General features: G+C 59.4%; 19 protein-coding genes. 2 read left to right on the top strand and 17 right to left on the bottom strand.

The window, feature by feature from the left end; translation table 11 throughout:
* Positions 1–239 precede the first annotated feature (239 nt).
* The 4 genes from JQ629_RS09650 to pdxR all read right to left on the bottom strand — a co-directional run bounded on the left by JQ629_RS09650 (position 240) and on the right by pdxR (position 4,743).
* Positions 240–1,724 (bottom strand): FAD-dependent monooxygenase, encoded by a 1,485-nt coding sequence (locus JQ629_RS09650; protein WP_212412443.1) that lies wholly within the window; start codon positions 1,722–1,724, stop codon positions 240–242.
* 48 nt (positions 1,725–1,772) lie between these two features.
* Complete coding sequence (locus JQ629_RS09645; RefSeq protein WP_212037932.1) at positions 1,773–2,093, bottom strand: DMT family transporter; 321 nt, start codon at positions 2,091–2,093, stop codon at positions 1,773–1,775.
* Between the two features lie 187 nt (positions 2,094–2,280).
* Positions 2,281–3,126: an SDR family oxidoreductase gene (locus JQ629_RS09640; protein ID WP_212412442.1), complete on the bottom strand. Its 846-nt coding sequence runs from the start codon at positions 3,124–3,126 to the stop codon at positions 2,281–2,283.
* 195 nt (positions 3,127–3,321) lie between these two features.
* Positions 3,322–4,743 (bottom strand): MocR-like pyridoxine biosynthesis transcription factor PdxR, encoded by a 1,422-nt coding sequence (gene pdxR / locus JQ629_RS09635; protein WP_212412441.1) that lies wholly within the window; start codon positions 4,741–4,743, stop codon positions 3,322–3,324.
* A gap of 232 nt (positions 4,744–4,975) precedes the next feature.
* Between pdxR and JQ629_RS09630 the strand changes: the two genes are divergently transcribed.
* Entirely contained in the window at positions 4,976–5,722 is a 747-nt protein-coding gene (locus JQ629_RS09630; RefSeq protein ID WP_212412440.1) for a short-chain dehydrogenase/reductase, read from the top strand.
* 269 nt (positions 5,723–5,991) lie between these two features.
* On the opposite strand, the gene JQ629_RS09625 is transcribed toward JQ629_RS09630, so the two are convergent.
* The 11 genes from JQ629_RS09625 to JQ629_RS09575 form a co-directional block, all read right to left on the bottom strand.
* The gene (locus JQ629_RS09625; RefSeq protein WP_212412439.1) at positions 5,992–7,221 is read right to left on the bottom strand and encodes an MFS transporter; all 1,230 of its coding nucleotides are present in this window, start codon (positions 7,219–7,221) and stop codon (positions 5,992–5,994) included.
* 240 nt (positions 7,222–7,461) lie between these two features.
* On the bottom strand, positions 7,462–7,800 hold the full coding sequence (locus tag JQ629_RS09620; RefSeq protein WP_249134927.1) for a hypothetical protein: 339 nt from the start codon (positions 7,798–7,800) through the stop codon (positions 7,462–7,464).
* Between the two features lie 168 nt (positions 7,801–7,968).
* The gene (locus tag JQ629_RS09615; RefSeq protein WP_212412438.1) at positions 7,969–8,490 is read right to left on the bottom strand and encodes a cupin domain-containing protein; all 522 of its coding nucleotides are present in this window, start codon (positions 8,488–8,490) and stop codon (positions 7,969–7,971) included.
* A 118-nt stretch (positions 8,491–8,608) separates the two neighbouring features.
* The gene (locus JQ629_RS09610) at positions 8,609–9,217 is read right to left on the bottom strand and encodes an FMN-dependent NADH-azoreductase (protein ID WP_212412437.1); all 609 of its coding nucleotides are present in this window, start codon (positions 9,215–9,217) and stop codon (positions 8,609–8,611) included.
* A 713-nt stretch (positions 9,218–9,930) separates the two neighbouring features.
* Positions 9,931–11,193, bottom strand: coding sequence for an aminotransferase class I/II-fold pyridoxal phosphate-dependent enzyme (locus JQ629_RS09605; protein ID WP_212412436.1), 1,263 nt, complete (start codon positions 11,191–11,193; stop codon positions 9,931–9,933).
* Positions 11,194–11,223: 30 nt separating this feature from the next.
* Complete coding sequence (locus JQ629_RS09600) at positions 11,224–12,219, bottom strand: threonine/serine dehydratase family protein (RefSeq protein WP_212412435.1); 996 nt, start codon at positions 12,217–12,219, stop codon at positions 11,224–11,226.
* A gap of 13 nt (positions 12,220–12,232) precedes the next feature.
* A complete protein-coding gene (locus JQ629_RS09595) occupies positions 12,233–12,961 on the bottom strand; it encodes an amino acid ABC transporter ATP-binding protein (protein ID WP_212037970.1) in 729 nt (242 codons plus the stop codon).
* A gap of 95 nt (positions 12,962–13,056) precedes the next feature.
* On the bottom strand, positions 13,057–13,716 hold the full coding sequence (locus tag JQ629_RS09590) for an amino acid ABC transporter permease (RefSeq protein WP_212412434.1): 660 nt from the start codon (positions 13,714–13,716) through the stop codon (positions 13,057–13,059).
* Positions 13,713–14,432 (bottom strand): amino acid ABC transporter permease, encoded by a 720-nt coding sequence (locus JQ629_RS09585; protein ID WP_212412433.1) that lies wholly within the window; start codon positions 14,430–14,432, stop codon positions 13,713–13,715. Before JQ629_RS09585 ends, JQ629_RS09590 begins: the two co-directional genes overlap by 4 nt.
* A 26-nt stretch (positions 14,433–14,458) precedes the next feature.
* Positions 14,459–15,319 carry an amino acid ABC transporter substrate-binding protein gene (locus JQ629_RS09580; protein ID WP_212037944.1) on the bottom strand — a complete coding sequence of 287 codons (861 nt, stop codon included), beginning with the start codon at positions 15,317–15,319 and terminating at the stop codon, positions 14,459–14,461.
* A 29-nt stretch (positions 15,320–15,348) separates the two neighbouring features.
* Entirely contained in the window at positions 15,349–16,077 is a 729-nt protein-coding gene (locus JQ629_RS09575; RefSeq protein ID WP_212412432.1) for an HAD-IA family hydrolase, read from the bottom strand.
* A 171-nt stretch (positions 16,078–16,248) separates the two neighbouring features.
* On the opposite strand from JQ629_RS09575, the gene JQ629_RS09570 reads away from it, so the two are divergent.
* Complete coding sequence (locus JQ629_RS09570) at positions 16,249–16,929, top strand: GntR family transcriptional regulator (RefSeq protein WP_349631238.1); 681 nt, start codon at positions 16,249–16,251, stop codon at positions 16,927–16,929.
* 48 nt (positions 16,930–16,977) lie between these two features.
* On the opposite strand, the gene JQ629_RS09565 is transcribed toward JQ629_RS09570, so the two are convergent.
* Positions 16,978–17,292, bottom strand: a complete 315-nt coding sequence (locus tag JQ629_RS09565; protein ID WP_212037946.1) for a DMT family transporter — start codon at positions 17,290–17,292, stop codon at positions 16,978–16,980.
* Positions 17,293–17,570: 278 nt separating this feature from the next.
* Complete coding sequence (locus JQ629_RS09560) at positions 17,571–17,873, bottom strand: hypothetical protein (protein ID WP_212037947.1); 303 nt, start codon at positions 17,871–17,873, stop codon at positions 17,571–17,573.
* Positions 17,874–18,088: the final 215 nt, after the last annotated feature.

The raw sequence follows: 18,088 nt of genomic DNA, 5'->3' as shown, positions 1-18,088 counted from the left end.
GTCGGTATGGTTAATGACCGGTAAACAGCTGATGTGGCAGGACAAGGTCCGCTTCGCGCCAAGACCGGTCGGCCGCGAGCCGCCTTTTGAACCCGTCAGAAAAGGTTTGTGGTAACTACAAGCGTGGTAAACGTCGATGATGCGTGTGTCGTCGCATATTGATTGCACGGGCGAGGTCCTGTTGTCCCCCGGGCAGAGGCGTAACCGTCGTGATCCTTGAACACGGCCAGCGCAGGCAATCAGGCGGCGAACTCGATGCCGCCTGCGTTGCCTACGGTGCGTACGTGGGCGACGTAGCCGTCCGGACGGACAAGCATTGAAGCGAAGTTGCCGAGCAGGCCGTCGTTGGCGCCAGGTGCCAGGCTGACGACGTTGATTGCGTCCCTGACGGGCGTTGCGTCGCTCTCCGTAGCGACTACTTGCAACAGGACCCAGCGACCTTCTTGGAGATAGCGGTAGAGCGTCGTTCGCGAGCCGTCCCTCAAAACAAGATCGCCGTCGGAAAGACGATGTCCGCTCACACCTTTCAAATGGTCCCAATTGTGCTCCGCCTGAAACAGCGGTTCTGGATAGGCGACACCAAAGCCGGAGAGTTGGTCCGCGAGTTGGCGGTTGACCTCCGGCACACGAAGAAAGCCGCTGAGCATACGCCGCAGAGCCAATGCCGGAGGATCAAACGCGGAAAACAGCGCGAATTGCGCAAGCGTGTCGTTCTGAAGCGCCTCGCCGATCGGTCTACGTTCCGACTGATAGCTGTCGAGTATCTCATCAGACGCGGTACCGTGTATAACACTCGCCAGTTTCCAGCCGAGATTCATGGCGTCCTGGATGCCGACGTTCATGCCCTGACCGCCCATCGGCGGGTTAATGTGAGCGGCATCGCCAGCTAGGAAAATCCGCCCTTTCCGATAGCACTCGGCGAGACGCGATTCATCTGTGAAGCGCGATATCCAAACAGGATCGCGAGGGAGGAGGTCCCTGCCGAAAATGCGGGCCGCGCAAGCCGCGACCTCGGCGAGCGATACTGGCGCGGACGGTGCCAAATAAGGTGACGATGCGTCGATGACGCCAATTCTGTGATGAACGCCATCGCCACGTGGCGCGAGAACCAAACCACCAGCCTCGTTGACGAGGGTCAGGACCGGTTTCTCTGGTGGCGCATCAAGCGCGACGTCTGCCAATGTCATTGCATGCCGTGCCGGATGACCGACAAAATCGATGGTTAAGGCTTGCCTTACCATACTGCGAGCGCCATCGGCGCCAGCGGCGTAGTGAGCGGCAAAACCGAATGGTGTCTCGCCGTTCCGGCCCCCTACGATGACGCTGTCGGCATTCTGCTCAACCTGCTCCACAAGGTGGCCACGCCTGATGTCCACACCCAACTCCAGTGCACGCTCCTCGATGAGCCTTTCAGTCGTCGCCTGCGGCAGGAACAGCGTGAAAGGAAAGCGCGATTCCAGTGTCGAGAAATCAAGCAATGTATCCAACCCTCCGAAGAAAAACCCAGGGTTCGGACGACCTTGTGAGAGGAAGCGTTCCGCGATCCCACGCAGGGCGAACACCTCCAGGGTTCGACCGTGGAGCGTCAATGCGCGGGATTGGGTGACGCGTTCGGTCCGCCGTTCCAGAACGAGGACTTTCACTTTTGCCAGCGCCAGCTCACACGCAAGCCACAGTCCCACCGGTCCGGCGCCAATTACGATGACGTCAAATTCATTGCTCATGATCACCTCACCACATAACTTACGATGTTAGACAACCGGCCATTATCCTCAGTTTCCCGAGACTAGCCTGAGCCCGATGACGCCTCCCAAAATGAGAACAATGCAGAAAACCCTCAGCGGCGCAGCGGAGTCGCCCAGAACTGCGATTCCCAGTATCGCGGTGCCCGCCGCGCCGATACCGGTCCAGACCGCGTAACCAGTCCCGAGGGGCAGCGTACGGAGCGAGAGTGAAAGTAGAACAACACTCGACAAGCCAGTGACGACTGTAAGCAGTCCAGGTATCAATCGCGTGAAGCCTTGAGACCACTTCATGCAGAACGCGAATGCGATTTCGAGAAAGCCAGCGAGACTCAGTAGTGTCCATGCCATGTGGGCAGATCCATTTTGTTGCTTCGCCAGCCGTTACGGCTAGCGCAAGGTTTGGTGCGAGCTTTAAGCGGCACGCAATCGGGAACGCAGCTTTCAAAATCCGCCGCATTTCAACGAAAGGCTTACGCGCGTGATCCTGAGTCAGCGCGGTCGGCATTGAGCCTCCTGCATTTTCCATAGGGCACCATTAGGCGTTGCTGCTCGGACGAGGCAGGAAGAAGCCGCGCATCAGCGCGATGAACTCCTGCTCCGAGGATTCACGTCGAGCCGTCAGAAGGGCTCGGATATCGTCGTTCGGCATATACCGGAGCTGGCCTGTCCCGTCGGTCGCGGCTGCGAAGATCGCTTCCGCTACCCTCTTGATAGCGTCGGAATCGGAGTTGGTAGCAAAAGCTCCATAGATTTGGGCGGCGTGCGCCATGAACACGTTGTAGTCGTCGGGTATAGGAAGCCCGCCCGTTTCCGCCTTGGATCGAGTCATGAAACCTGTACCCGGCGCGCCACCCGGCTCGATGAGCTTCACCGCGATGCCGAGATCTGCCAACTCGTAAGCCAGCGATTCTGAAAAGCCTTCGAGCGCGAATTTCGATGCGCAGTATATCGATGCCATAGGGGCTCCGAACACACCCGCGCCCGAGCTGATGTTGATGATCGTGCCAGAGCGGTTGGTACGGAAATGCGGAAGGATAGAGCGGATCACATCCATCGCGCCGAAGACGTTGACGTCAAATTGTTTCTGAATGGCGTCGCGCGACGAGGGCTCAAAGGGGCTGAACAGGCCGTAGCCGGCGTTGTTGACCACTGCGTCGATGCGCCCGAAATGTCTGATCGCCTGAGTGATCGCTTTATCGATGCTATCCCGGTCCTGTACGTCGAGTCGAACGACAAGGATATTCTTCAAATCGGTCAGCTTCCTGCCGTGATCGGGGTTGCGCATGGTGGCAATAACATTCCATCCGCGCAAGGCGAACAGTTTCGCCGCCGCTTCGCCATAGCCGGACGAACATCCGGTAATCAGGACCGCGCCTGTCATTTCAGCTTCCTCTGTTGATGCCCATCACATCGGCGACGTGGGAGGCATCCATTGCGCTCGGCCTTCGCCACAGTCGTACTCAAGATCACAAGAGCAAGATCGTCACGAAGAGGCGTGCCTGGGAGGTCCATGATCCGTCTTAAGTACTAGGCCATGATCCTGCCAGGTCAGCTAAAAAGCTGGCTATTGCCACCGTCATATCAGCCCCAAGATACGCCTTCCGAAGATCTCGGCGGTGCGCTGAGAATCAATATTCGTGAAATTGAGAAGCAGAGCCGAGGCTCCATCACTACCCATCGTCCAATCCGTTAATGCTTCCCCGTACAGGCCCTCCTCCCGCATGCGCGCAACAAGCCGGCGATCTGAGCGTCGGCCTTGCAGCCGCAAGATCAAGTGCATTCCTCCCGGCTGTGAATCAATTCGCATGTGTTTCCCCAGCACGCTGTCCAGACCTGCTGCAGTCGCTTTCCGGCGCTCAGCGTAGAGTTTCCGCATCCGCTGAATATGGCGCGCGAAGTGCCCTTCCCTGATGAAGGCAGCAACGAGTGCTTGCGTAAGCTCGGGACTGCCGCCTGCAAGGGCTTGAGTGATCTGCTCGAACCGCTCGACGAGGGTTTCCGGCACGACCAGATATGCAAGCCGAATGCTCGGTAAAAGCACTTTGCTGAAGGTGCCGGCATAGAGCACGCGCCCACCGCAATCGAGGCTCTTCAACGCAGGCAGAGGGCGACTGACATACCGGTACTCGCCGTCGTAATCGTCCTCAATGATCCATGCGTTGTTTCGCGCGGCCCAGTCTAACAGCGCCAGGCGGCGGGCCAGGGATATCGACACGCACAGCGGACTCTGATGGGCAGGCGTGACCACAGCTGCTCGCGCCCGCGGCGCCAGCTTAATTCCCTCGGAAACGCTGATGCCCTCCCGATCAACCGGCACAGGAACGGCTGCAATATTCATGTGTCCCAGGAGTTCTCGCGTCGGCGGATATCCAGGGTTTTCAAGCCAAACGCGATCTCCCGCCTTCAACAATGCATGACCGATCAACTCGATGGTATGGCGATATCCCGACGTGACGAATATCTGAGATGGGGAGCAGTAGATCCCGCGTGAAACCTGGAGATATGCGGCGATCTCGGCACGCAGTGCTGGCAAGCCGTATACAGAAGGATGCACCATGTCCGATGGTTGCATCGCACGCAGACACCGCGCTCCGAGGCGCGCCCAGATCTTTCGGGGAAACATATCAAGTGCGGGCAAACCCATTTGGAACGGCAGAATCGAATCTGGACGAAAACTGGCCGCAGCAATGCTGCTTCTGGATTGCGTCGTCGGGATTGCAACAGGCGCTTGCGGCTTGAGGCCTGGCGTCACGATGGTCCCTGCCTGGCCGCGGGCTTGAATGTACCCCTCGGCAGCCAACAAGGAGTAAGCCGCTTCAATCGTGCCTCTCGCCAAACCCAATTCCCTGGTCAACGCCCGTGCCGAGGGAATACGGTCACCTGGCTTCAACAATCCGCTCGCAATAGCGCCACGAAACCGATCGTAGATCTGGCGATAAAACGGTTCGGCCGCGGTTGAATCCAACGGCGAAATCCTGCTGGCCTTTGCGACGGTCATGGTCTAGTCCACTCTGCCGGTGAGCCGAAAGTGACTATACCATAAGGTCCCAGAGCGGCAGTCACTTTTGATCAACCGTTTGTGTGTGCTCCAACGCCGAGCGGCTGAAGAGTCACCGCAGCAATCATGGACCAGTCGCAAATTCCATTCATGGACCCTGTATGTCGGTCATGAGGTTTGTAGATGATTGCTCATGGAGACGTCGAAAGTATCAAGGCGCGGCAGGCTGATCATGAATTTGAATCTGAGTGGCAAGAGAGTACTGGTGACGGGCGGCTCAAAAGGCATCGGGATGGGCATTGCCAGGGCGTTCGCCGCCGAGGGCGCGGAACTGATCCTTGTCTCGCGCGACATCGACGAGAACGAGGCAAGTAAGAAGGTCGGTCGCCCGATCACGGCCGTCAATCTCGACCTTTCGCAGCAAGGTGCGGCGGAGCAGCTGGGTGGGCGTTTTCCCGACATCGACATCTTGGTCAACAACGCTGGTGCGGTTCCCAGCGGGTCGCTGTTCGACGTCGACGAAGCACGGTGGCGCGCTGCGTGGGACCTGAAGGTGTTCGGCTACATCAACATGTGCCGCACCTTTTACCCGCTGATGGTCGGACGCGGCGGCGGGACGATCGTCAACATCGCCGGCATCGGTGCGATAGTCAAAAGCCCGGCGGCGATCTGTATCGCGGCCGGCAATGCGGCCATCATCGTCCTGAGCCAAACGCTGGGCAGCGGGAGCCACAGGGACAACATTCGCGTGGTCGCGGTGAACCCCGGCCCCGTCGCGACCGAGCGGCTCAAGGCGGCTGCCAGCGTCCAGGGTACTCAGAAGTTTAATGCGGACGCGTTGCTGCCCTGGGCACGCCCTGCAAGCGTGGAGGAAATCGGCGCCACCGTCGCATTCCTCGCCTCTCCAATGTCGTCCTACACCAGCGGTTCAGTGGTCACTGTCGACGGCGGGCTGTCCGCGTCCGCCCAGGGCCTCTAACGCGTTTCGCCCGCTATCCCGATCCCGCGTCGTCGCTGTCCGAGGGCGCGCGTCGCATCTCGGCGATGGCGCCGCAAGCAAAATCCAGATACCGACCTACTCGCGGGAGATGCTAGTTGCTCCGTATTGGAACCCGGGCTTGCTCGGTGGCTGGCGCAGCGAATATGCCGCCACCGCCTTAAATTGATGGGTTGCCTACCTCTTCAGTGAGATTCAAACGAACGTCCGGTTGCGCCAGAAGCGGCCCTACGGCAAACGGTGCTATTCGACTAAAGAACGGATCTGTACGCGACCGTGTGGTGGGGCTTTCGTCCGACCAGCACACCGATGATAAGTACATTGAGAATGTTGGCGCCGATGCCGACGGCAAACGCGGGCGCATAATTTCCGAGATGATCATAGAGCAGGCCGGCGAGCCAGCTGCCGGCGGCCATGCCTCCGCCGCTGAACAGCAATAGCGTCGGGATTCTCCAGGAGGCTTCCGATGCCGGAAAAAGTTCACGCACCGCCAGGACATAGGCCGGGATGATGCCGGAAAAGCCGAGCCCGAAAGCGGCAGCCACCGTGAAGAGGCCGGCTTCGTTCTGTGTCAACAGAAAGGTCGTCATCGATGCGGCCTGCCAGGCTGATCCGATCAGTACGGTGGCGAGCCCGCCGATACGATCGGAGATCACGCCCCAGATCTGCCGGCTCAGGAACGCGGTGCCGAGCAACACGGACAGCATCAGGGCGCCCATCGATCGACTGATCCCGAGATCGCTGCAAAAGGCGACCAGGTGGCCCTGCGGCATCGCCATGGGAATGCAGCACAGTATGGCGGCGCAGCACATCAACACGAAAACGGCATTGGGCGGCCAGCCGAGGACGCGCGCCTTGTTTGAACTGGCGCCGGACGCCGCCGCCGGTAGAACCAATTCGGGTGGCGTCCGGAAGTAAATTGCGGCCAGCGGAGCGACGACAACGATCTCGGCGAGCGTATACCACAGCATCGCCTGCCGCCAGCCGTAGCTGGCAATCACCTGCTCGAATATCGGCGGCCAGAACGCTCCGGCGACATAGGTGCCGCTCGAGATCAGCGCCAGCGCCGAACCGCGCCGGCGGTCGAACCAGCGGCTGACGTAAATGTACAAGGGAGCGTTGATGCCGCCCAATCCGATCAGCCCGATAAACAGTCCGTGGCCGATCCACAGCGGCCATGGCGGCCCAAGGGTCGAGATGGTGAGGCCAAGGCCGATCATCAGCGAGCCAAAGATCACCGTCGAGCGTGTGCCAATCCGCTCGGCAATTCGCGACATCAGGATGCCGCCGATTCCGGAGCCGAGCCACGCCAGTGCGCCGGCGAGCGCCGGAACGGAACGCGATCCGCCGACTTCGCTGGCGATGTCCTTGAGCGCCACCGCGGTGATCCAGCCCGCGCCGAACGACATCCCAAGGATCGCCAGCGCTACCGAGGCGACGGCCCAGGAGGTTTTGCTCTCAACGGAAGCTGATGGAAGCATCAGGAGGGAAATCCGGTTGGCGAATCCTTTTACAGGCCGCATAAGAATTCACCACCCATGTCCACGTGGGACCGGCTCTACAATGTTGCATTGCAGTCATGCCTGCGCGGGCGGAAAGCGACAGCATGCCAACTCATTATGACGGTCTTTGGCAGACGTATTGAAACGCGTTCTTGAAGGCGCGCCCCGCCTCGACGTCAGAGATCTCGCCCCCAACGGTGGCGGCGAACGAGAAGCCGTTCAGCCATTCATTTTCGCGGAGGCGGTGGTCAGCGCCGCGTCATCCGCCTGTGCCGCGCCGTTGCAGATGCCGAGTTCGCTGCCACCATAGGCAAGCAAACGTGTTGGCGCCTGCGAGCACGGCTTCGGCATAAGCCGGCAGATCGAACGTGGCGAACTGAGCCCGCCGCGCAGGAGGTGAGAACCGACGCCGCCGGCCCACGACGTGACAAAACAAAGGCCGCCTTCGACGCGCGGGGAGAATGTGTTGGGGTTGAACTCTGCGCGCAACCGATTGGCACCGGCCGGGGTACCGACACGGTGGTGGTGAATCCTGCCAGCCGTCAGCGAACGCCGCACTGATGTAGGCCCCCCACATTGTGCCGCACAAAGGCGTCGGTCTGGAAAAGGTTGAAGCGGCGACTGCCGCCGTTGGCGAGCTGACGTTGGTGCCGCCGCCGGCGAGCGCATCCGCCAGCTATAGAGCGAGGTCGGCTTCACGAGGTCCGTACCTTGAATTTTAACGACCTAGAGTGGGTATTGTGGCATCACTGCGCGTATCTCATCCGCAGTCAGGAAACGTAGTCCATACTGCTCAAACATCTTGATGGTCTCCGTGAGATCCGCATTCGCATAGGTCGCAGTATCGGCATCAGAGGGCACCTCCATCTTCAATGCCGGAACGTCCATCTTGCCGACTGCTTCAAAGAAACCGCCAGGAGTGATGAAGCATATCCAGTGGCCCTCATCAGAGGTAATAGAGAACGCATGAGGTTTTCCGCGAGGAAGAAACATGTATTCTCCGGCGGTCAATTTGAAGACTTCGCTCTCGACATACACACACATCTCACCCGACAGGATATAGAACAGCTCATCTTCTCGAGAATGCACATGTGGTGGCGGTTCGGTGCCTCGTCTCATCTTGATGACACTGACGTCAAACTCTCGGTTATTATCGGAAGCGCCCGCCATCTTGCTAGTAAGAATACCCTTGTACCACGTCGAGTTGGCTAACGCAGGCGATCTCTTGTAAGCTTTCGGTGTGCTCAAGTGTTGTCCTTCCGTTTATGTAGCTTGGCCGCCCAAGGAGCGTGCCAGTTCTTGAGTTGGAACGTGCGTTTATGAGCCAGCCCTAACTGACTTCGCAGCCGGCGCTCCGACATCTCAGCTAGACGGCGCGAAGCGCAGCCGTGGCCTGCAAGGCGCTTTCGATCGATTTTTCGCGATTCTCCGGACCTATACGGGTGCCTTCGGCAATGATGAATTCGGGGTTGGCGATACCCATGTAGCCGAATATCCAACGCAGATAGGATACGAGATGCTCGCCAGGAGCGTTCGGTGTGCCGCTGCCGTATTGAAGGCCGCGTGACACCGCGATGATCACGCGCTTGTTAGCTGCAAGACCTTCGAGACCCTTTTCGCCGTATTGGAATGTCTTGCCGACGACGAGGATGCGGTCGATCCAGGCCTTGAGTTGGCTTGCGATGGTGAAATTGTACATTGCCGCACCTATTACGACGACGTCGGAGCCGAGAAATTCATTCAATACGGTTTGCCCGACGGCGAGATCCTGCGTGGTCGCCGCGTCGGGCTCGACGCCCTGTGCTGCAGCGAGATGAGAACTTGATAAGTGCCCCAGTGGCTTGGTGGCAAGGTCGCGATAGGTGATCTCGAGGCCCGGCGTCACCGTCTTCAGGCGCTCAACGATGGCGGCGGACAGCTGCCGGCTGACCGAATGCGATCCGAGCAGGCTGGAATCGAGATGGAGCAGTTTCATTGGCGTCATCCTTGTCAGGTCGCAACGAGATCGTGTGCCGGAGATCTACAAATCGGCCAACACATGATCGCCAAGTCACTATCAATCTCATGACTTCATCATAGGTCCATGAATGGAAATTCCCACTGGGTCATGATTGCGTTCGACCCGTCGCTACAGTCCTGCCGCCCGCTCCCAACATAATGCGTACCGCGCTCGATCACGCGTTCGCGACAGCAACGCTCTCGCCGAACGTCATGCTGGAAGCGGACGTTGTCGCAAACATCATTGTGGCGGTGCGGGTTGACGTTTACAGCTCGGTGCTTCCGAAGGGCGAATCTTTCCGACATGTCAGGCGACGATCTCGGCGAGCTCGAGGCGATCGAGCCGTCAGTTTATCTGACATGCTCGATGATCTTGTTCGGACATTTTTTCTTAGCCAACGCAGCGGAGGCGGTGCGCGATTACCCAGTTCGCCGAGACCACCACCAAACGCAGGTGCCAGACGTCGAATGGATCGACGTCACGCGAGCCGAATCGCGGAACACTACCCGCACTCGCTGTAGTATTTTCCCGGCTAAGTGCCTTCTTTTAATTCAGACGCGAACTACTCGTTAAGCGACGTAGGGCGTCTAACAGGGGAACCGCCAAGACATCCTAGAGGGTTCTCCCGGATATCTTTCGGTGACGTATTTGACCACGACCACCAAGAAGGGTAGCTCTGCGGCTCTCGGTCATGCCGCTCGTTCCGGAAGGCCGTGACGCCGCGCTAGTCTGTCGAGAACCCCAACCATTCGGTCGAGCGCGAGCGCCCACTCCGCTTCGTCGCGCGCATAGCACATGCGGAAATGCCCGCCGGAAGAGGGTCCAAATTGATAACCAGGGCTCACCAGCACGCCAGCCTCGCACAATAGCGCCTCGGCGATGATGGGACTGGAAAGACCGAGTGCGGAAACATCCGGCCAGACATAGGCGGTGCCAGCTTGCGGCTGCAGCTTCAGCCATGGCAGGCGACGAAGACTTTCAACCGTTAACTTCCTGAGCGCGGTGAATTCCTTCAACCGCTGAGCAAGCCAGTCTCGGTCATCCCGCAACCAAGGTAGCAGAATGTGCTGGGCGTAAGCGGGCGCGCGTAACGCCATGATCGACAGGACGTTTTCCACGCGGCTGATGATTTCCGGCGATGCTACGACGACCCCCAACCGGTAACCGCTCAGCGATTCTGTCTTGCTGGGTCCGAGCAACGTCACGGTGCGGGCGAACATTTCGGGTTCAGCGGCGAGGTGCGGAAAGGTTTGCCCGTCATGAAGGAGCCGGGCATAGAGCTCGTCGACGAGAACGGTGATGTCATAAGTATTCGCAAGCCGGGCGATCCGCGCAATGACGTCGGCCGAGAACACCGCTCCGGTTGGATTGTTCGGGTGCGAGAAAACCAGATGGCGCGCGCCTTTGCGCTTGAACTCCATCTCCAACACATCGAAATCCGGGCACGGTCCGTCCGCCGTGAAGCGCAGTGGGACATGCCCGATATCGGCGCCCAAGAAGCGCAGGATGCGCGCACTGAACAGATAATCTGGGTCGATCAGGGCGACGCGATCGCCCTCCTCGACCAGGGAAGCCAGGCTCGCAAACAGACCTGCCTGGGTGCCTGGCGTCAGGATCAGATGTTGTTGAGAGTCTAGCGGTAGATCGAGAAAGCCCCCGACGGAACTGGCAAGCACGCTGAGCACTTCGCGGTTGCCGCGATAGCCGGTATAGGCCAGCGCACCGTCATGGGCGGCACGGGCGAACTGCTCGGCGGCCCATGGCGGCGGCGGAAAACGCACGGTGTCGAAATGCGTAGTGTCGAGAAAATCGGGCGGCGCCTTTGCGAGCAGCGCGATGTCCGCGCGCCTAGCGCTGGTTCCGGCAATCGGAACGCGCTCGGGCAGTTCGAGACGCTGTAAGCGCGCCGGGGCCTGCGTGGATTGCGAAAAGCGAGACTGTGACATTTCCATCCTTACTTTTAAGGGTTGTGAGTATGAGACTCAGGCCGCGACACGGTCGCCGGCGGATTGCAGCGCCCGCATGAACAGGCCGGTATCGACGTTGCCGCCGGACGCGACCACGACGGCAGAGCGGCCGCGCAGCGCCTCAGGGTTTGCCAGTAGCGCGGCGAGGCCGACGGCGCCGCCCGGCTCCACCACCACCCGCAGTTCCTCATAGACAAACCGCATCGCCTCCAGCACCTGCCGATCATCGGCGACCAGCACACGGGCCAATCGCTCTCGATTGATCGCGAAAGGAAGAACCGCTGGCGTCGGCGCCAGCAATGCGTCGCAGATCGAGCCGTCGAGCCGCGGGTTTTTCTCGCGTTGTCCGGACGCGAGAGAGCGCTTCGTATCATCGAAGGCGAGCGGCTCGGCAGCCCAGACCTCCGCTTTTGAGCGGAACGCCTCGACCGCAAGGCAAGTGCCTGCGGCAAGACCGCCGCCACCGCAGGGCACCAGCACGACGTCCACATTGGCTCCCGACAACGCCTGCAGCGCTTCGCCAGCCACGGTGCCCTGTCCGGCAATCACGAAGGGATCGTCGCCGGGCGGGATGATCGCCACCGGGTTTGCATCGGCGATACGCGCGGCAATTTCTTCGCGGCGCGCGGTGCGCCGGTCATAAAGCACTACCTGCGCCCCTTGCGCCCGCGCCTTTGCGATCTTCACCGAAGGTGCGTCATACGGCATGACGATGGTCGAGGGTATGCCGAGCATCCGTCCGACGGTCGCGACCGCCTGTCCGTGATTCCCGGTCGAATAGGCGACCACGCCTCCCGGATAGGCCTGGCGGTCCAGCCTCGACAGGCAATTATAGGCGCCGCGAAACTTAAACGCGCCGGAGCGCTGCAGATTTTCGCATTTGAAGAAGACCTTACCGCCCACGCGGGCATCGAGTTCGTCTGAACGAAGCAACGGCGTGCGAATGGCGATGCCCTCCAGACGTTCGTGCGCGTCGAGAACGTCTGCCGGTTCGGGGCGTCTCAAATTCATAATCGGCTCTCTTTCATTGCGAGAGAATGCGGGAGAGGAAGAGCTTTGCGCGCTCCGCCCGCGGCTCATCAAAGAACTGCTGCGTCGACGCGGTTTCGACGATCGCCCCCTTATCCATGAAGACCACCCGATCAGCGGCCTTGCGCGCAAACCCCATTTCATGAGTAACAACGATCATGGTCATGCCGTCCCGCGCCAATTCGAGCATGACGGCAAGCACCTCCCCGATCATTTCCGGATCGAGCGCGGAAGTCGGTTCGTCGAACAGCATCGCCACCGGATCCATCGCGAGCGCCCGCGCGATTGCGACGCGTTGCTGCTGCCCGCCGGAAAGCTGGGCGGGATAAGCGCCCTCCTTGTCCGGAAGACCAACCCGAGCGAGAAGCGCGCGCGCCTTGGCTTGCGCCTCCACCTTGCTACGCTTCAGAACATGAACCTGTGCGAGGCAGATGTTCTGCAACACGGTGAGATGCGGGTACAGTTCGAAATGCTGGAACACCATGCCGATGCGCGCCCGCAAACTCGTCATGTCGGAAGCACGGTCGCCGACCGCGACCCCATCGACCGCCAGCGCTCCGCGATCGAACCGCTCGAGGCCATTTACGCATTTGATCAAAGTGCTCTTCCCGGAGCCTGATGGTCCGCAAATCACCACGACCTCGCCGCGCTCCACAACGAGATCGCAGCCCTTGAGTACCTCGATTGGTCCGTAACTCTTGTAGAGCTTCGATATCTCGACCATCGGTTTGCGACCTTGGGAAATCGGAACGACGCGAGCCGAGGCTGGCATTTCAACAATTTCTGCGGGCGTGCGAGAGGCTTGAATGTGCGCTTTGGTCATGCAGGCCTCCATCGTGCGCTCAGCCGGCTTGCGGATGCCGCGCCGATTGAGCAAATGACGAAATAGACAAGAGCGGCGAACAGGTAGGTTTCGATCAACCGGTTATCGCGGTTGGCGACAATGCTCGCGGAAGTCATGAAGTCGCGCAGCGAAATCACGTAGACGAGCGAGGTATCCTGAAACAGCACCACCGCCTGCGTGATCATCAGCGGCAGCATATTGCGTAGCGCCTGCGGCAGAACAACAAGCCGCAGCGTCTGGAAATAGCCGAGGCCGCAGGCATAGGCTGCCTGCCACTGGCCAGGCCTGATGCTTTGGAGACCGGCCCGAAATATCTCCGAATAGTAGGCGGCCTCGAATAACACGAAGGCGATGACGACCGATTGCAGCGCGCTTACGGATCGGCCGAGCGCCAGCGGCACCAGAAAGTAGAACCAGAAGATCACGAGCACGAGCGGGATGGCCCGGAAGCCGTTGACATAGCCGGCAGCAAGGATGGATAGCGCCTTCCAGCGCGACAGGCGTATCACGGCGAGCCCGAGCCCGAGTATGACGCCACCGAGCATCGCGACAGCAGTCAGAAAGAAGCTGAGAGCAAGGCCTTCGAGCAGGAATGGCAACGCACGTTGAATGACGCCGAAATCAAGGTCCGTCATGACGCGGCTCCCATGGTATCCGGCAAGGCTACCCGTCGTTCCAACGTGCGCATGAAGAAGGTCACCAGGAGTGCGATCACGAGATAGACGATCGTTGCGGCGGTGAAGGCCTCAAATCCCTGAAACGTGAAACTCTCGATTTGCCGGCTTTGCGCGGTCAGTTCGAAGACCCCGATTGTCAGCGCCAGCGCCGAATTCTTGAAAACGGTGAGAAAATCCGACGTCAGCGGCGGCAGCACGATCCGGAAGGCCTGCGGCAACAGGACCAGCCGATAAGTTTGCGCTGGGCTCATGCCGCTGGCGACTGCGGCCATCCGCTGGCCGCTAGACACCGCCGTGATGCCAGATCCGACCTGAACCGCGACGCGGGCAGAGGTGAACAGGCCGAGCGCCAGCATCGATGTCCATAACTCTGGAAACGGCAGATCGCGCTTCAGCCAAAAGCCCCATCTGCTGGGCAGCAATTCGGGGACGACAAAAAACCACAGAAAGAGCTGAAGCAGCAGGGGAATATTGCGAAACATATCGACATAGGTTGCAGCCAGCATCCGTGGAATACGATGGGGTAATGTTCCGACGACCCCAACCAGGGTGCCGGCGATCAAGGCCATGATCCATGCCGAGATCGAGATCACGAGCGTCAATTCCAGGCCGGAGGCAAGCCAGCCAAGGTAAGGCGGTTGGATCAGGATCGACCAGTTCCAGGAATAGTTCATGGCATGCGCTCCGATGAGCAAGGCTGCTATTCTGGTGTGGCCCCAAGCTTGAAGGCGGCGGCTAGATCCGGCGCCAGTTCCACCGAAAGCGGCGTGAACCATTTTGCATACAGCGCCTGCATCTCGCCCGAACGGATCAACCGCGCGATCGTCGCGTTGACGGTGCTGAGGAACACGGTGCTGTTCTTCTGCACCATCAGACCATAGGGATCGAACGACAGCGGGCGGCCAACCACTTCGTAGTCGGACGGATTGGGCGCGGATTTGCGCAGGCCAAACAGCAAAATGTCGTCGGTGGAAAAGGCATCGGCGCGCCCGGTGGACAACGCGAGGAAGCCTTCCGAATTGTCGCGCACCGGCACGATCTTCACTTTCAGCTTCTTCTCTTCGATCAACCTCTTGATCAGCCGTTCCGGTGTAGTGTTGATCGGCAATGCAATCGCCTTGCCGTCGAGATCCTCAACCTCCTGAAGGCCGGAACTTGTTTTCACCAGAAGGCGCGTGGCGGAGATGAAATGCGCGGCGCTGAAGTCGGCCTGCGACTGCCGGGATATCGTGTTGACGGTCGAACCGCATTCGATATCGACCGTGCCATTTGCGACAAGGGCAATCCGGTTCTGCGGATTGACTGCGACGAAGTTGACCGCGAGATCGGGCAGTTCGAGTTTCTGCTTCACGGCGTCGACGACCCTTGTGCAGATGTCGAGTGCATATCCGACGGGCTTGCGTTCATCGTTGAGGAACGAGAACGGAATGGAGGCTTCGCGGTAACCGATCGAAATCTGCTTTTTCTGCTTGATGCGATCGAGGATGGCGTCGCTGGATTGGGCTTGAGCAGCGATATTCGCCGCGAGCAGGCCCGCTGCCGTCAACAATATCTTGCGCATGATTTGTCTCCGAAGAGTTTATGGTGTGATCAGGCGACCGCCCGACCGTTCGCCGTGATGGCGGTGACAAGTTCCTGAAGACTTGAAACGGTCAGGTCCGGCTTCGCTTCGGCGGCGCCGTCACCAGAGAGGCCGAGCAGCCGGCCTGGACGATTGATCCAGGCGCATTTCAAACCCAATCGATTGGCGGGGGTGATGTCTGCCCGCAGGCTCTGTCCGACGTGGAGAATGCGTTCGCGGGGAATACCGATTGCTGCGAGATCTGCGATGCCGGCCTCAAAGTGCGGCATGTCCGGCTTGTAAGCCCCGACGCGTTCAGCCGTCACGATGACATCGAAGCGAAAGCCAAGTGCGCGGCATGAACTTTCGAGCGACGCATTGTCGATGTTGCTCAACGCCCCGACCCGGGCTTGCGCCTGCAGAGCCTTCAGGCCGGCATGACTGTCGGGATAGGCCGGCCATTGATGCGGCGTGGCAGCAAAGGCCTCACGCTCCCGCGAATCAACAGCTACGCCGAAGGCAGACGAAATACGATCGAAACAGCGGCGCAGCACGTCGGGATAAAGGTGCGCGGGACGCTCCTTCTGGATCTCTGCTCGCGCCAAGTCGAACGCCATGAGCAGATCCTGCGCGCGCGGAGAAATGGAGTTTCGGTCCGCCCAATCGCGCAGGAAGCCGATAATGGCGGGCTCCCAATCGATCAAGGTTCCGTAAACGTCGAAGGTCACTGCGTCGAAATCAGAGAGGCTCAGCGTCATGTTTTCCTCAAATCCACGATTGCTATATTAGCGATAATCGCTTATCGTTAGCGTGTCAATGATACCTTCATATCGGTTCCGCCAACCGCGCTGTCGTGCTGTTCGGCGGGAGGCCATAAGATCGGGAACGGCGCGCCGAGAATCAGTGCGCCCGACTGCCAGAGGAAAACCGTGCTGCTATCACCATCGAAACCAGCCTCAAACGAAGCCGTCGAAAGCCGATCCGCATCGGCGGTCGTGACCGCCGCGCTCCGCGAAGGGATCCTTCACGGCACCCTGCCGGGAGGCGAGCGCCTGCGGCAGGACGCGATCGCTACCCGTTTCGGTGTCAGTCAAATGATCGTGCGGGAGGCGTTCAGGCAGTTGGTCACCGAGGGCTTCCTGAGGGCAGAGCCACGCCGTGGCGTCAGCGTCGCCCATTTGACGGCTGACGAGGCCGAAGAAATGACCGAGCTGCGCAGCCTGATCGAAGCCAAAGCGCTTGCATGGGCCATTCCGCAGATGTCGAAATCCGATCTGGAGACGGCAGCGCGCATCCTTTCCGAGCTCGACAAGGCCAAATCGACCGACCGCATCATTGCGCTGAACGCTCGTTTCCACGAAACGCTCTACGCCCCTGCCCGCAAGGACCGGACGCTGGCAATGATTGCCAATCTGCGATTGAACTTCGAACGCTATCTGCGGTTCACATGGCAGGAAACGCACCACCTCGATCAATCGCAGAGGGAGCACCGGCAGATTCTGGACTTGTGCACCGCGCGCGATGTCGAGGGAGCATGCAAGCTGCTAAACCAGCATATTCTGGGGACCGGAAATCTGCTGGTCGAACGGCTGCAATCGCATCGGCTATAAAAAGCCGGGATCACGAGCATTCGATGTCAACATCGTGCGGTCTCCGTATCAGGAGACCAGCCTAAGTCCGATCACGCCTGCCAAAATGAGACCGATGCAGAGTATCCTCGTCGGCGCTACTGGGTCGCCCAGCAACACCATTCCCAGAATCGCGGTCCCCGCGGCACCGATACCGGTCCAAACCGCATAGCCAGTTCCCAACGGCAAAGTGCGGAGCGAGAGGGAAAGAAGAAAAACGCTCGACAGACCGGCTACGGCCGTAAACAGCCCAGGCATCAATCGCGTAAAGCCGTCAGACCACTTCATGCAGAGGGCGAAGGCGATTTCGAGAATGCCTGCGATGCCAAGTAGAGCCCATGCCATACGACAGATCCGTTGGTTTGCCCGACATTACGGCCAGGCGCGATCTGTGATGAACGTAAGACGACCACCGTCATCTATCTTTCAAATGCCCACTCGTATTGCAAAATCGAACGTAAAGAGCCGCTCAAAACACCATCAATGCTCAGTCATCGAAGCAGGTTCGTCGTCGTGAGATTGAGAATAGCATAAGCGCGGCCACCAAAAGTGCGACCGAACGCACGAGCAGCGCCAAGTGAAAATGCAATGGGCAGAACCGCCACACGGTCCATCTTATCCGGTCACTGCCAGAGGTCACTAGAAGCAACACGATTGAGATCAGCCAATCGTCGGTCCGCGTTAGCTCGCAGATCGAGACTTGTTAGTAGCTTCAAGAGGCGATCATAGGCTTGGTCTGCCACCGCAACTGGTAAAGGTTCTTCGTCAAACTCCTCGACATAGTTATCAAGGAGCCGGTTCAGCAGACCGGACAAAGCTTTCTGCTCCGGTTCATCCTTGCACAGCTCTGCAAGCCTGAGCTGGAACGTTCGGAACGTGTGCAATCCGTGGTGCTGGCCCGAAAGCCACCTGAGCAATTCATCCATTTTTGGCCTCTCCAAGTACGATTGAAGAAGCTAGTGACGTATGTAGCCGACAAGGAGAGCCAATACTACAAGCGTGCTCGACCGCAAAGTCCTCCGGCGAAAGTGAAAACGTCGTGCCCCCACGAAAGATTTTTTCCGCTGCATTTGTCATTCTGACTTTCGTTGAACCACTGAAGGACCTTGAGCTTCCCACGATGACTTGATCGGGCTCGTAT

It is taken from the genome of Bradyrhizobium sp. AUGA SZCCT0222, from assembly GCF_018130205.1.
Taxonomy (GTDB): Bacteria; Pseudomonadota; Alphaproteobacteria; order Rhizobiales; family Xanthobacteraceae; genus Bradyrhizobium.
The sequence above is the reverse complement of the archived record's forward strand: the minus strand, read 5'-3'. Positions and strand labels throughout refer to the sequence as shown.